This window comes from Nocardia sp. NPDC059180, from assembly GCF_042754945.1.
Taxonomy (GTDB): domain Bacteria; phylum Actinomycetota; class Actinomycetes; order Mycobacteriales; family Mycobacteriaceae; genus Nocardia.
Map to the genome: position 1 here is coordinate 374,177 of NZ_JBHZBU010000003.1, position 13,247 is coordinate 387,423.

General features: G+C 66.7%; 13 protein-coding genes. 9 read left to right on the plus strand and 4 right to left on the minus strand.

The features are described from left to right. The first annotated feature begins 226 nt into the window (after positions 1 to 226). The 9 genes from ACFXNW_RS12125 (at position 227) to ACFXNW_RS12165 (ending at position 8,088) form a co-directional block, all read left to right on the plus strand. Complete coding sequence (locus ACFXNW_RS12125) at positions 227 to 973, plus strand: DivIVA domain-containing protein (protein WP_379418118.1); 747 nt, start codon at positions 227 to 229, stop codon at positions 971 to 973. A gap of 148 nt (positions 974 to 1,121) precedes the next feature. Continuing rightward, a complete protein-coding gene (locus tag ACFXNW_RS12130; RefSeq protein WP_379417684.1) occupies positions 1,122 to 1,805 on the plus strand; it encodes a YceD family protein in 684 nt (227 codons plus the stop codon). A gap of 2 nt (positions 1,806 to 1,807) precedes the next feature. Beyond that, a complete protein-coding gene (gene rpmF, locus ACFXNW_RS12135; RefSeq protein ID WP_109529679.1) occupies positions 1,808 to 1,990 on the plus strand; it encodes a 50S ribosomal protein L32 in 183 nt (60 codons plus the stop codon). Beyond that, entirely contained in the window at positions 1,980 to 2,726 is a 747-nt protein-coding gene (gene rnc / locus ACFXNW_RS12140; protein WP_379418119.1) for a ribonuclease III, read from the plus strand. The genes rpmF and rnc overlap by 11 nt, the downstream gene beginning before the upstream one ends. Position 2,727: 1 nt before the next feature. Beyond that, entirely contained in the window at positions 2,728 to 3,594 is an 867-nt protein-coding gene (gene mutM, locus ACFXNW_RS12145; protein WP_379417685.1) for a bifunctional DNA-formamidopyrimidine glycosylase/DNA-(apurinic or apyrimidinic site) lyase, read from the plus strand. Positions 3,595 to 3,651: 57 nt separating this feature from the next. After that, positions 3,652 to 4,233: a dihydrofolate reductase family protein gene (locus ACFXNW_RS12150; RefSeq protein WP_379417686.1), complete on the plus strand. Its 582-nt coding sequence runs from the start codon at positions 3,652 to 3,654 to the stop codon at positions 4,231 to 4,233. 5 nt (positions 4,234 to 4,238) lie between these two features. Then, the gene (locus tag ACFXNW_RS12155) at positions 4,239 to 5,303 is read left to right on the plus strand and encodes a PHP domain-containing protein (RefSeq protein WP_379417687.1); all 1,065 of its coding nucleotides are present in this window, start codon (positions 4,239 to 4,241) and stop codon (positions 5,301 to 5,303) included. A 112-nt stretch (positions 5,304 to 5,415) separates the two neighbouring features. Continuing rightward, positions 5,416 to 6,936: a substrate-binding domain-containing protein gene (locus ACFXNW_RS12160; protein WP_379417688.1), complete on the plus strand. Its 1,521-nt coding sequence runs from the start codon at positions 5,416 to 5,418 to the stop codon at positions 6,934 to 6,936. Positions 6,937 to 6,984: 48 nt separating this feature from the next. After that, the gene (locus tag ACFXNW_RS12165; protein WP_379417689.1) at positions 6,985 to 8,088 is read left to right on the plus strand and encodes a winged helix DNA-binding domain-containing protein; all 1,104 of its coding nucleotides are present in this window, start codon (positions 6,985 to 6,987) and stop codon (positions 8,086 to 8,088) included. A gap of 90 nt (positions 8,089 to 8,178) precedes the next feature. Here ACFXNW_RS12165 and ACFXNW_RS12170 read toward each other — a convergent pair whose 3' ends face one another. From ACFXNW_RS12170 to kdpF, 4 genes are all read right to left on the minus strand, one after another. Continuing rightward, positions 8,179 to 9,048 carry a potassium-transporting ATPase subunit C gene (locus ACFXNW_RS12170; protein WP_379418120.1) on the minus strand — a complete coding sequence of 290 codons (870 nt, stop codon included), beginning with the start codon at positions 9,046 to 9,048 and terminating at the stop codon, positions 8,179 to 8,181. A 16-nt stretch (positions 9,049 to 9,064) separates the two neighbouring features. After that, positions 9,065 to 11,125 (minus strand): potassium-transporting ATPase subunit KdpB, encoded by a 2,061-nt coding sequence (gene kdpB, locus ACFXNW_RS12175; RefSeq protein WP_379418121.1) that lies wholly within the window; start codon positions 11,123 to 11,125, stop codon positions 9,065 to 9,067. 86 nt (positions 11,126 to 11,211) lie between these two features. Beyond that, positions 11,212 to 12,882, minus strand: coding sequence for a potassium-transporting ATPase subunit KdpA (gene kdpA / locus ACFXNW_RS12180; RefSeq protein WP_379417690.1), 1,671 nt, complete (start codon positions 12,880 to 12,882; stop codon positions 11,212 to 11,214). Then, positions 12,882 to 12,968, minus strand: coding sequence for a K(+)-transporting ATPase subunit F (gene kdpF / locus ACFXNW_RS12185; protein ID WP_379418122.1), 87 nt, complete (start codon positions 12,966 to 12,968; stop codon positions 12,882 to 12,884). The genes kdpA and kdpF overlap by 1 nt, the downstream gene beginning before the upstream one ends. Positions 12,969 to 13,247: the final 279 nt, after the last annotated feature.

Below are 13,247 nucleotides of genomic sequence, written 5' to 3' on the forward strand. Positions count from 1 at the left end.
CTTCAGTGCACGGTCGCAGTAGGTGCCTGCGGTCCGCTTATGAAGATCTTGTGGCTTCCGGATGAATCTAGCACGAAGTGGAGGCACCTACTCCACTTGATTTCTGTGGTCTGCGAGACACTCACACGACACACCGGAACAGGACTCGGCAGCAGCCGTGGCGAAGGGCACACTGGGCGACGACGGAAGTTCACCGTCGATCTGCAGGAGAGTGGGGTAAGTGAGCATGTATCGCGTATTCGAGGCACTCGACGAGCTGGTCGCGATCGTCGAAGAGGCGCGCGGGATCCCCCCGACGCGCAATTGCATCGTGCCGCGCGGTGATGTGCTGGAACTGCTCGACGACGTCAGAGATGCGCTGCCGGGTGAGCTGGACGACGCCCAGGACGTCCTCGATCACCGCGACAAGATCGTCACCGATGCCCGCAATGCCGCCGAAACGGCCGTGACCGGCGCCAACGAGCAGGCCGCCGACACCATCGACTCCGCGCGGGCCGAGGCCGACCGCATCCTCGCCGACGCCAAGGCGCACGCCGACCGCATGGTCGCCGAGGCCACCGCGCACGCCGACCGTCTGGTGGACACCGCCGAGGCGGAGGCCGGGCGCGTGGTCGCCGACGGTAACGCCGAATACGAGGCCGTCACCGGACGGGCACGCGCGGAGTCCGAGCGGATGATCGAGGCCGGAAAAGCCTCCTACGACCGTTCGGTCGCCGACGGCAAGGCCGAGCAGGACCGGCTGGTGGCGCAGACCGAGGTGGTGCGTGCCGCGCACGCCGAATCGGCCCGGCTCATCGACGGTGCGCAGGCCGATTCGGACCGGATGCGCGAGGAGTGCGATCACTATGTCGACTCCAAGCTCGCCGAGTTCGAGGAGACGCTCAACGGCACTCTGCGCATCGTCGGGCGTGGTCGTCAGCAGTTGCGGACCGGCATGGGGATGCCGGACTACGCCTCGGACTACCGGCGCTAGGGGTCATTCCTCTCGATCGGGTGCGCTGAGGCACCGGCGTCGGTCGTGCCCATGCGCGGGCGCGGTCGGCTCGACTTTGGTCCGGCGTACCGCTTCGCGTACTGTGGAGTGGTTGCCCATTCCCCCTGATCATGAAGGTGAGTTCGTGATGTCCGCCGGTTCCGGTTCTGCCTCGCGCTCGCGTACCGGCTCGCACCCGGTGCCCGACACGGGTTTCGTCCTGGACGTCCGCAACCTCGGCCGCGGCGCCGGGTCGATGCGCGAACTGCATCGCACGGTGACCACGACCGACCGGCTCGGACTCGACCTGGTCGCCATCCCCGTCGGGGCCGAAGTCGAGCTCGACCTGCGTCTGCAGTCGGTGTCGGAGGGTGTGCTGATCACCGGCACGGTGTCCGCGCCCCTCACCGGCGAATGCTCGCGCTGCCTCGAATCGTTCGACGACGAGATCGAGCTGTCGCTGACCGAGCTGTTCGCCTACCCCGACAGCGCCACCGAGCAGACCACCTCCGAGGACGAGATGTACCGGATGGTCGACGATCTCATCGACCTCGAACCCGTCATCGTGGACGCGCTGGGCCTGGCGCTTCCGCTGCAGCCGCTGTGCACGCCCGACTGTGCCGGACTGTGCCCGGAATGCGGAGTGCGGATGGCGATTGCGGGTTCTGATCATGGACATGAGATACTTGACCCCCGCTGGGCCGGGCTGGCGAATTTCGCCGCCGATTCGCCCGGCGATGGCAGCCCCGACGAGGGTGCCGCCGCCCCAGACCGTTCCGCCGACCAGGCAGACACTGCCGACCGGGCAGATACACAGACAGAGGAGAAGTAGTCGTGGCCGTTCCCAAGCGCCGGATGTCCCGTTCCAACACCAGGTCGCGGCGCAGCCAGTGGAAGGCCACCGCGCCTACCCTGATCACCTGCCCGAACCGGGCCTGCGGTGAGAAGACCCTCCCGCACATCGCCTGCCCGTCCTGCGGCACCTACAAGGGCCGCCAGGTCACCTCTGCGGTCTGATATCAGATCAACCGTGACCGCCGGTAAGGACGAACTCGGCCCCTCCGGTGACCATGCGGGCCTGCTCGCCGCCCTCGGTGTCGAGTTGGGGCCGGAGCTGCTGACGCTCGCGCTCACCCATCGCTCATACGCGTACGAGAACGGTGGGCTCCCGACCAACGAGCGCCTGGAATTCCTGGGCGACTCGGTGCTCGGGCTGAGCATCACCGAACGGCTCTACCATGAGCACCCGGACAAGTCCGAGGGTGAACTCGCCAAGCTGCGCGCCAGCGTGGTGAACATGCACGCGCTCGCCGAGGTCGCCCGCGGGCTCGGCGAGGGCGGGCTCGGCGCGCACCTGCTGCTCGGCAAGGGTGAGGAACTCACCGGCGGCCGGGACAAGCCGAGCATCCTCGCCGACGGCATGGAATCGCTGCTGGGTGCCGTGCATCTCGAGCACGGCATCGAGGTCGCCCGCGGCGTGGTGCTGCGGTTGTTCGCCGAACTGCTCGAGCGCGGCCCCCGCATGGGTGCCGGGCTCGACTGGAAGACCAGCCTGCAGGAGCTCACCGCCGAACGCGGTCTCGGCGTGCCCAGCTACGAAATCACCTCGACCGGGCCCGACCACGACAAGGAATTCACCGCCACCACGGTGATCGCGGGCCGGGCCTACGGTCAGGGCGTCGGCCGTTCCAAGAAGGAAGCCGAGCAGAAGGCCGCGGGCGCCGCCTATCAGGCGCTGACCGCCGAATCCTGACGTGCCCGAACTTCCCGAAGTCGAGGTTGTCCGGCGCGGTCTCGCCGGTCATGTGGTCGGCCACATCATCGAATCGGTGGCCGTCACCCATCCGCGCTCGGTGCGCCGCCACCTCGAAGGGGCCGCCGACCTGGCCGCCCGGCTGTCCGGGCAGCGGGTGGCCGACGCCGAGCGGCGCGGCAAATACCTGTGGCTGACCTTCGACGACCCTGATCTCGCGTTGGTCGTGCACCTCGGTATGAGCGGGCAGATGCTGGTGCGGCAGGCTGATTCTCCGGTGGAGAAACACGCGCATATCCGTGCCACCCTCGACGACGGCACCGAGCTGCGCTTCGTCGACCAGCGCACCTTCGGCGGCTGGGCACTGGCCGACCTGGTCGAGGTAGACGGCACCCTGGTCCCCGAGCCGGTCGCCCACATCGCCCGCGACCCGCTGGACCCGAAATTCGACGCCGAGGCCGTGGTGGCCGCGATACGCGCCAAACGGACCGAGATCAAACGCGTCCTGCTCGACCAGACCGTCATTTCCGGTGTCGGCAATATCTACGCCGACGAGGCGCTGTGGCGGGCGAAGATCCACGGCTGCCGGACCGCCGCCGGACTCACCAAGCCCGCGCTGCGCACACTGCTCACCGAGGTCGAGGCCGTGATGGGCGACGCGCTTGCGGCCGGCGGAACCTCCTTCGACGCGCTGTACGTCGACGTCAACGGTGAGTCGGGCTATTTCGAGCGTTCTCTCGCCGTCTATGGCCGCGCCGACCGGCCGTGCCCACGCTGCGGTGCGCCCATCGTGCGGGAGAAGTTCATGAACCGCTCCTCGTATTCGTGCCCGCGATGCCAGAAGAACGCTCGCCCCGGCACCCGATAGCGAGCTACCGTTTCTGCAGACGGCCCGACTGTGACACCGGCCGTGCAGGAAGGACACATGCGCAAGCTCACCTACTACGTCGCATCCACCATCGACGGGTTCATCGCCACCGAGGAAGGGTCGGTCGACTTCTTCCCGGTCGGTGGTGATCACGGTCCGGCGATCACGGCGCAGTACCCGGAAACGCTGCCGGCCAAAGTTCGCGAAGCGCTCGGTATCGATAAGCGCAATGCCAACTTCGACACCGTGCTGATGGGTCGCAAAACCCATGACTTCGGGGTGCGCACCGGTACGTCGAGCCCGTACGCGCATCTGCGCCAGTTCGTGGTCTCCTCGACATTGCCGGAGAGCCCGGACCCGGCCGTCGAGCTGATCTCCGCCGACCCGCTGGCCAAGGTCCGTGAGCTCAAACGTGACAAAGGGCTCGGCATCTGGCTGTGTGGTGGCGGCGAGCTGGCCCAGGTGCTGCTGCCGGAGATCGATCAGATCTTCCTCAAGCTCTACCCGATCGTGCTCGGCCGCGGCCGGTCCCTGTTCGGAGACGGCCCGAAGCTGCCCGAACCGACGCGGTTCCGTGTCATCACCAGCCAGGTCTTCGAGGACGGGGTGGCGTTCGTGAAGTACGGCAGGATTCGATAGCCGAGGTGGCCGAGGACGATTCGACCGCGACCCCGGACCCGGCCACTGTGCCGGGGCCGGTGCAGGCACTGCGGGAGATCGGTTTCTGGCTGGAGCGGGAACGCGCGAAAACCCATCGGGTGCAGGCCTATCGCAAGGCCGCCGATATTGTGGTGGGCCTGACCGACGACGAGCGTGCGGCGCGGCGAGCCGCCAACAGCTGGCAGGAATTGCCGGGCATCGGGCCGAAGACCGCGGCCGTTATCGAGCAAGCGTACTCCGGTGTCGTTCCGCCGTATCTGGCCGAACTGCGCGCCGCCGCCGAGTCGATCGGCATCGAAGGCAAGGCGCTGCGTGAGTTGTTGCGCGGGGACTTGCACACTCACTCCAATTGGTCCGACGGCGGCAGCCCGATCGCGGAGATGATGCGCACCGCCGCTGCGCTCGGACACGAATACTGTGCGCTGACCGACCATTCACCGCGGCTGACGGTGGCCAACGGGCTCTCGGCCGAACGGTTGCGCCGCCAGCTCGACGTGGTCGCGGCACTCAATGCCGAACTCGCGCCGTTCCGGATTCTCACCGGCATCGAGGTCGACATCCTCGACGACGGCGGCCTCGATCAGGATCCGGAGCTGCTGGACGAACTGGATATCGTTGTGGCGAGCGTGCATTCGAGGCTGCGCGACGATAGCGAGACGATGACCAAGCGCATGGTCTATGCCGTCGCCAACCCGCTGGTCGACGTGTTGGGTCATTGCACCGGGCGGCTCGTGATGGGCGGACGCGGGACCAGACCGGAATCGGATTTCGATGCCGAGCTGGTGTTCGAGGCGTGCAGGCGTTTCGGTACCGCGGTAGAAATCAACAGCCGGCCCGAACGGCAGGACCCGCCGAGCAGGCTGATGCGGCTGGCCGTCGATATCGGCTGCGAATTCGCCGTCGACACCGACGCCCATGCGCCAGGCCAGCTGGATTGGCAGGGGTACGGATGTGCCAGAGCTGTCGCCAACGAAGTGCCGCCAGAGCGGGTGATCAACACCAAACCGTTGGACGAATTGCTCGCGTGGACGCGGCAATCCGGCGCCTGATCGTGCGGCCGTTTGGTTAACTGTTCGCGAACAATTCGATTGTTGCTGGGGAATTCACCCGGTTGCGGCCGAAAATGGTTGCCACGCATTTCGGTTGGGGAGGGACAGATCAGTGGGCGGCTTTCCGCTAGAGATCGTGCTCGCGCTCATCGGTATCGCGGTGCCGGTCGGGGCCTTCCTGTGGGAGTTCGTCTTCGTCGGGCGTAAACAACTCGGCTACCGCGTGCAGATGGATACGCCCGTCACCGGTGAGATCGAGTCGGTGTTTCCCGGTGTGCTGCCGCAGCTGCGGCCGCAGGCCGACGGTGCGAGCCCGGATCTGAAGGACCTGTCGGTGGTCCTGATGCGGATCGAGAACAGCGGCGCCACCTCCCTCGACACCATCGACTACGGCACCCCCGACAACGGCCGCGCCGGCCTGCACCTGCGATTCCCGCAGCGCCGCGTCATCGGTATGGCCGTCACCGAACTCAGCGATCCCGCCCTCGGTGACCTGCTCGAGCCCGACTCCGGAATCGCGGTGCGCGAATCCACCGACAACGTCGGCATCATCGACCTGCCCAGGGTGCCGCTCAACCGTGCCGACCACTACAAGATCCTTGCCATCCTCCAGCGCTCGACGGGAACGGGGGAGTATCCGCCGCCGCGACTGCAGGGCATGATCAAGGGCGGACGGGTCACCGAAACCCGCAGCCAGACCGGTATCCCGCTGTTCATGATCGCGCTGATCGCGTTCCTGGTGGTGGTGATCGTCGCCCAGTTCATCGTCGCGGCCGTGGAGCGCGGTAAGGCGCCGCTCGGGTGCGCGGACGGGAAGCTGACCGTCGTCGGGTCTACGGCATTCGAGCAGGTCATCCGCGAGGCCGCCGACGTCTACAAGCACAGCTGCCGAGGCGCGAAGTTCGAGTTCGCGTTCGAAGGCAGTGAGCCGGGGATGAACCGGCTGGAATCGGAGGGCAACGAGAATTCCGGGCTGCTGGCGATCGCGGACGGGCCGATGGGTCTGGACTATCCGACCCTGGTGGAGCGGCCACTGGCCCTGTCACTGTTCAGCATGATCGTGCATCCCGGTACCCGAGTGCGGCACCTGACCGTCGAGCAGATCCGGGACCTGTACTCCGGGCGAGTGGAGAACTGGAGTCAGCTGGGTGGTGCCGATCTGCCGGTGCGCCTGATCAACCGTCATCCGGGGTCGGGGACGCGCAGCACCTTCGAATCCAGGCTGCTCGATGCCGAGCAGCCTGCCGCGCGCGACGCCACCTGCCGTGAGATCCGCCGCGAGCCGGGTCCGGGGCGCTGCGATGTGGCGATGACCAAGGACATGCTGGCCGCCGTGGCCGAGACACCCGGTGCGGTGGGGTATGCCGAGCACGCCGACGCCGCGGAGTCCACGCAGGTGGCGACGGTGACCATCAACGGTCAGCAAGCCACCCGGGAAGCGACGGCCAACCGTATCTACCCGTTCTGGGGGATCGAGTACGCCTACAGCTACGGCGATTTCGCGCCCGAATCGCTCGGCGCAAGCTTCCTGCGATTCCTCACCGAAGCCGGCGGCGAGGACGTTATCCGGGCGGCCGGGAACATGCCGTGCCGGGATCTGGCGTATCCGTCGATGTGCCGGCCGTTCCCTTGAGTTCGAGCGGACTGAATCTGTCGGTGGTGTCGGCCATAATCGACGATCATGCGGGAGTTGTCGTTAGGTGAGTTGAATCGGACGCTGCTGGTGCGCCAGCGCCTGACCGAACGCGTCGACGACACCCCACTGGAGTTGATCCGGCATCTGGTGGCGATGCAGGGGCAGGAACCGAACTGGCCGTATGTCGGGCTGTGGGCGCGACTGGCCGGGTTCCGGCACGACGATCTCGCCGCACTCTTGCGGGAGCAGAAGCTGGTGCGTTCCACCATGATCCGCCGCACCATGCATCTGGCCACCGCCGATGACTACCGCTGGCTGCGTCCCACCGTGCAGCCGTGGGTGGAATCGTTGCTGAAGGCGGCCTACTACCGCGACGAGATCGAGGGCGTCGACCTCACCGACCTCGCCGCTCACGGCAGGAGCCTGCTCACCGGCCGCACGATGGCACGCGGTGACCTGGGCAAATTACTCGCCGAACACTTCCCGGACCGGCACACCCGCCGCCTCGCCGATACCGTGGAGGTGCTGGTGCCGCTGGCGCACGACGCCGATACCGGTGCGTGGGGCCGCTGGCGCAACCGCTACGTCACCGTCGGCCTCGCCGAGGAATGGATCGGCGCACCCCTTTCCGACCCAGACCCCGACGCGCTCGTTCTGCGCTACCTCGCCGCCTTCGGCCCCGCCACCGTGGCCGATATCCAAGCCTGGTCGGGCATCACCCGCCTGGCCGCCGTCATCACCCGCCTCCGCCCCGACCTGCGCATCTTCCGCGACGAAGACGGCCGCGAACTCTACGACCTCCCCGACGCACCCCTCGCCCCCGCCGACCTCCCGACCCCCGTCCGTTTCCTCCCCGCCTTCGACAACGCCCTCCTCGGCCACAAGGACCGCCGCCGCATCATCGCCGAACACGACCGCCAACGCACCGCCAAGGAAGCGTCGGCAGGCATCCCGACGTACTTGGTAGACGGATTCGCCCACGGCCGCTGGGCTCTCGACGGGACCACGATTCGCATCCTGCCGTGGTATCCGTTCACCTCGCGGACGGAGCAGGCAGTGCTGGCTGAGGCCGAGATCCTGCTTCCGTTCATCCTGCCGGACGAGCTCGGCGAGATCGTCATCGACAAGTCCGAGCTGAACGGTGCGTGATTTCGAGGAACTCGCGGTCCCGCCGCAAGACCATGTGATCGTCTCGGAGAGGTGGCTCGGTCGCGGAGGGCGGCCGAGCCACCTGCGGGCTCACGTCTGGAACGGGTAGTCGCGGTCCAGGGCGAGGTTGAGTTCGACGACGTTGACGCGGGGTTCGCCGAGGAAGCCGAGGGTTCGGCCGTCGGTGTGGGCGTCGATGAGGGTGCGGACCTGGGCTTCGGTGATGTGGCGGGTTGTGGCGATTCGGGTGATCTGGATGTCCGCATAGGCGGGGGAGATGTGGGGGTCGAGGCCGCTGCCGCCGGCGGTGACGGCGTCTGCCGGGACCTCCGGGTCATCAGGCGCGTTGCCGCGGATAGGGACGATGCGGCCGATGGAGTAGTCGGCTCCGGGTTCGGCGCATTCCACGGTGACGCCCAGGTAGGTGGTCACGAACGGTTCGGCGGGGCACAGTTCGTTGACGCTGACCACGCGAACGGGTGCACTCACCTCGCCGTCGGCATTGCGTGGGCCGATCACCGAGACCACCGCGCCTATCCCGTCTTTCGTGCAGAACGGGCGGGAACCATCGACCCCCTCACGGTCGGCGATCTCCTTGCTGCGGGTGCAGACGGCGCTCAGCAGACTGGTGCGGGACTCGGTGTCCACGATGTCTTCGGGCCCGAGGTTGCTCGCGGAGGTGGACATCGGGTCATAGCCGTCACCGGCAGCCGAGGGACGGCTCTGGAAGTACTGCGGGAGGGCGTTACCGTCGGCGTCGGTGAATGATTGGCCGATCAGGCTGCTGCCGACGACCTTTCCGTCGGCGTGCAGCAGCGAGCCGTCGGACTTGTCGTTCAATCCCGGGAACTGGCCGGCCGCGAAGACGGCGAGGGGGTAGGCGATCCCGGTGATGGCGGTCAGCACGAGCAAGGCTCGTAGCGCCGCCAGGTGCTGGCGGATCCAGGTGGTTTTCCGCATCGAGAACACAGACATATCAGGACATCCCGGGGAAGAGTTGGACCACGAGGTCGATGAGCTTGATGCCGACGAACGGCGTGAGGATGCCGCCGAGGCCGTAGACAAGCAGGTTGCGGCTCAGCAGCGACGAAGCGTTACTGGGGCGGTACTTCACCCCGCGCAACGCCAGCGGAATCAACGCGACGATCACCAGGGCGTTGAAGATCACCGCCGACAGGATCGCCGACTGTGGGCTGGCCAGGCGCATGATGTTCAGTGCCTCGAGGCCGGGGAACAGCGAAACGAACAGCGCGGGGATGATCGCGAAATACTTGGCGATGTCGTTGGAGATCGAGAACGTCGTCAACGCCCCACGGGTGATGAGCAGCTGTTTACCGATCTCGACGATCTCGATCAGCTTGGTCGGATCCGAATCCAGATCGACCATATTGCCGGCTTCCTTGGCCGCCGAGGTGCCGGTGTTCATGGCGACACCCACATCGGCTTGCGCCAGCGCCGGTGCGTCGTTCGTGCCGTCACCGGTCATGGCGACGAGCCTGCCGCCGTCCTGCTCCTTCTTGATCAGCGCGAGCTTGTCCTCGGGGGTGGCTTCGGCGAGGAAATCGTCCACTCCCGCTTCGTCGGCGATCGCCTTGGCGGTCAGCGGGTTGTCGCCGGTGATCATGACGGTGCGGATGCCCATCCGGCGCATCTCGTCGAAACGTTCCCGCATGCCGTGCTTGACGACGTCCTTCAGATGAACCACGCCGAGCAGCCGGGCCCGTCCGTCGACGGTCTCGCCCACTACCAGCGGCGTTCCCCCGGACGCTGAGATGCCGTCCACGATCGCACCGACCTCTGCGAGCACCGAACCACCCTGCGCCCGAACCCATTCGGTGACCGCCGACGCGGCGCCCTTACGCAGGCTGCGACCGTCGGCGAGATCCACACCCGACATGCGAGTCTGTGCGGTGAACTCCACCCAGGTGGCGTCGGTCAGCTCACCGGGGGTGCGCTCCCGCTTGCCGTAGGCCTGTTTCGCATAAACGACGATGGAGCGCCCCTCGGGCGTCTCGTCGGCCAGACTGGACAGCTGCGCCGCATCGGCCAGCGCCTCGGCGGAGATGCCGGGTACCGGAACGAATTCCGAGGCCTGCCGGTTACCGAGGGTGATGGTGCCGGTCTTGTCCAGCAGCAGCGTGTTCACATCACCCGCCGCCTCCACCGCTCGTCCGGACATGGCCAGCACATTGCGTTGCACAAGCCGGTCCATGCCCGCGATGCCGATGGCCGACAGCAGAGCCCCGATGGTGGTCGGGATCAGGCAGACCAGCAGCGACACCAGCACGATCCCGGTGACGCCGTGCGCATCCAGTGCCGAACTGTCCGGCACACCAGGGTTGTTCGATTTGGCGAAGATCGCCATCGGCTGGAGTGTCACCACCGCGAAGACGAAAATGATCGTCAGGGCGGCGAGCAGGATATTGAGCGCGATCTCGTTCGGCGTCTTCTGCCTGCTCGCGCCCTCGACCAGCGCGATCATCTTGTCGATAAAGCTCGCACCCGGTTCCTGGGTGATCTCGACGACGATCCGATCCGAGAGCACGGTGGTGCCGCCGGTGACCGCCGAACGGTCGCCGCCGGATTCCCGGATGACGGGCGCCGATTCGCCGGTGATGGCCGATTCGTCGACCGAGGCGATGCCTTCGACGACGTCGCCGTCGCCGGGAATCACCTCGCCGGCCTCGACCACGACGTAGTCGCCGCGCCGCAATTCCGGTGCTCCGACCCGCTCTTCGGTGACCCGCGCACCGGGGGCCCAATCGGGCAGTCGGCGCGCGACGGTATCGGTCTTGGCCTTGCGCAATGTGTCGGCCTGCGCCTTGCCGCGCCCCTCGGCCACAGCTTCGGCGAGATTGGCGAACAGCACGGTGAGCCACAACCACACCACGATCGCCCAGCCGAAGAAGCTGGGATCGGCCAGCGCGAGCACGGTCGACCAGACCGCGCCTACCTCGACGATCAGCATCACCGGATTGCGCCACAGGGTGCGCGGATCGAGTTTGCGCAGCGCGTCGGGAAGCGAGGACAGCAGCATCGCCGGATCGAGCACTCCGCGGGGCACCGAGCGCGGTGCGGTCGATGAGCCCGAGGAGCGGGGTGTTTCGGTGACAGAGGTCGTCATCAGTGGATTCCTTCGGCGAGCGGCCCGAGCGCGAGCGCGGGCAGGAAGGTGAGCGCGACCAGGATCACCGTCACCCCGACGACCATGCCGACGAACTGCGGCCGGTGCGTCGGCAACGTGCCGATCGACGCGGGGGTGGTGCCCTGGCGGGCCAGTGAACCGGCGAGCGCGAGCACCAGGATGATCGGGAGGAACCGCCCGAACAGCATGGCCAGACCGAGCGCGGTGTTGTACCAGTCGGTATTGCCGGTGAGGCCGGCGAAGGCGGAGCCGTTGTTGTTGGCCGCCGAGGTGAAGGCGTACAGCACTTCCGAGAACCCGTGTGGGCCGGAGTTCAGCATGCTCGCGCGTTGGCCCGGCATCGCCATCGCGATCGCGGTGCCCACCAAGACGATCAGCGGACTGACCAGGAAATATGCTGCCGCGAGCTTGATTTCGCGTGGCGTGATCTTCTTGCCGAGATACTCCGGTGTGCGTCCGACCATCAGACCGGCGACGAAGACGGTTATCACCGCGAGGATGAGCATGCCGTACAGCCCTGCGCCCACACCGCCGGGCGCGACCTCGCCGAGCTGCATATTGAACATCGTCATCAGCCCGCCGAGGCTGGTGTAGGAATCGTGGAACGAGTTCACCGCACCGGTCGAGGTCAACGTGGTCGAGGCGGCGAAGGTGGCCGAATTCGCCACGCCGAAGCGCTGTTCCACACCCTCCATCGACGCGCCGATCGCGGTCGGGACGGTGCCGTGGTGCTGGAGCTGGAACAGGTTGGTGAGCGTTACGCTCGCCAACGCGATCGTGCCCATCACCGCCACGATCGCGTAGCCCTGCTTGCGGCTACCGACCATGCGACCGAAGGTCCGCGGCAGCGAGAAGCTGATCAGCAGGATCAGGAAGATCTCCAGCCAGTTGGTCCAGGTCGCCGGGTTCTCGAACGGGTGCGCGGAGTTGGCGTTGTAGAAGCCGCCGCCATTGGTGCCGAGTTCCTTGATGACTTCCTGGCTCGCCACCGGGCCACCGGGGATGGTCTGCGAGGTGCCGTTGAGGGTCTGCGCCACCTGGTCGTGCAGGTGGAAATTCTGGATCGCGCCACCGGCGATCAGCACGATTGCCGCGACGAAAGCGATGGGAAGCAGGATGCGAATGGTGCCGCGCACCAGATCGACCCAGAAGTTGCCGAGGTCCCCGGTGCGCCTGCGCGCGAACCCGCGCACCAGCGCGACCGCCACCGCCATGCCGACGGCCGCGGAGACGAAGTTCTGCACCGCGAGCCCGGCCATCTGTACGAGATGGCCCTGGGTGGATTCACCGGAATAGTTCTGCCAGTTGGTGTTGGTGACGAAGCTGACCGCCGTATTCCAAGCCAGCGGGGCGGTCATCTCGGTGCCCGGATCGGTCAGATGCCACGGCAGCACACTCTGGATCAGCTGGAAGCCGAACAGGAACAGGATGCCGACCGCGGAGAACGCGAGCACGCTGCGCGCGTACACCGGCCAGGTCTGTTCCACCCCTGGCTGCACGCCGACGAGGCGGTAGAGCACGCGCTCGACCCGGGAGTGCCGGGTGCCGTTGTAGACCCGGTACATGTAGTCGCCCAGCGGGACGTGCACCACGGCCAGTGCGACGATCAGGGAGAGGACGAAGATGATCCCTGCGGTAGTGGTGCTCACTAGAACCTCTCCGGGAACAGCAACGCGGCCACCATGAACCCGGCGATCGCGACAGCGAGCGCCAGGCCGACGATATTGGCGATCACAGCCGCTCCACCCCCCGCTGGATCAGGCCGAGCACCGCGAACAACGCGATCGTCAGCACGACGTACAGCACGACAGACATGACTTTCCAGACCTCCTTCGCGCTTCGGACATGAAGCGCGCCGGAGATCGAGTCAAGCGCCGAAATGACCTCTCTAGACGCCTCCTTACGACTTCTTGGCGCCCCAGGGCACGGCATTTGCGTTTCGTTGACACCTCATCTGTTCACCCGGAAGGAAGCTGTCAAGGAGAACGGAAAGGCCGTAAGGAGTCCGTAAAGA

What these genes read in the sequence shown, in the direction of transcription:
- ACFXNW_RS12170 (WP_379418120.1), bottom strand. Translation starts at nt 9,048, where the DNA reads ATGCGGAAAACCACCTGGATCCGCCAGCACCTGGCGGCGCTACGAGCC.
- kdpB (WP_379418121.1), bottom strand. Translation starts at nt 11,125, where the DNA reads ATGCTGCTGTCCTCGCTTCCCGACGCGCTGCGCAAACTCGATCCGCGC.
- ACFXNW_RS12130 (WP_379417684.1), top strand. Translation starts at nt 1,122, where the DNA reads ATGTCCGCCGGTTCCGGTTCTGCCTCGCGCTCGCGTACCGGCTCGCAC.
- ACFXNW_RS12150 (WP_379417686.1), top strand. Translation starts at nt 3,652, where the DNA reads ATGCGCAAGCTCACCTACTACGTCGCATCCACCATCGACGGGTTCATC.
- ACFXNW_RS12165 (WP_379417689.1), top strand. Translation starts at nt 6,985, where the DNA reads ATGCGGGAGTTGTCGTTAGGTGAGTTGAATCGGACGCTGCTGGTGCGC.
- ACFXNW_RS12125 (WP_379418118.1), top strand. Translation starts at nt 227, where the DNA reads ATGTATCGCGTATTCGAGGCACTCGACGAGCTGGTCGCGATCGTCGAA.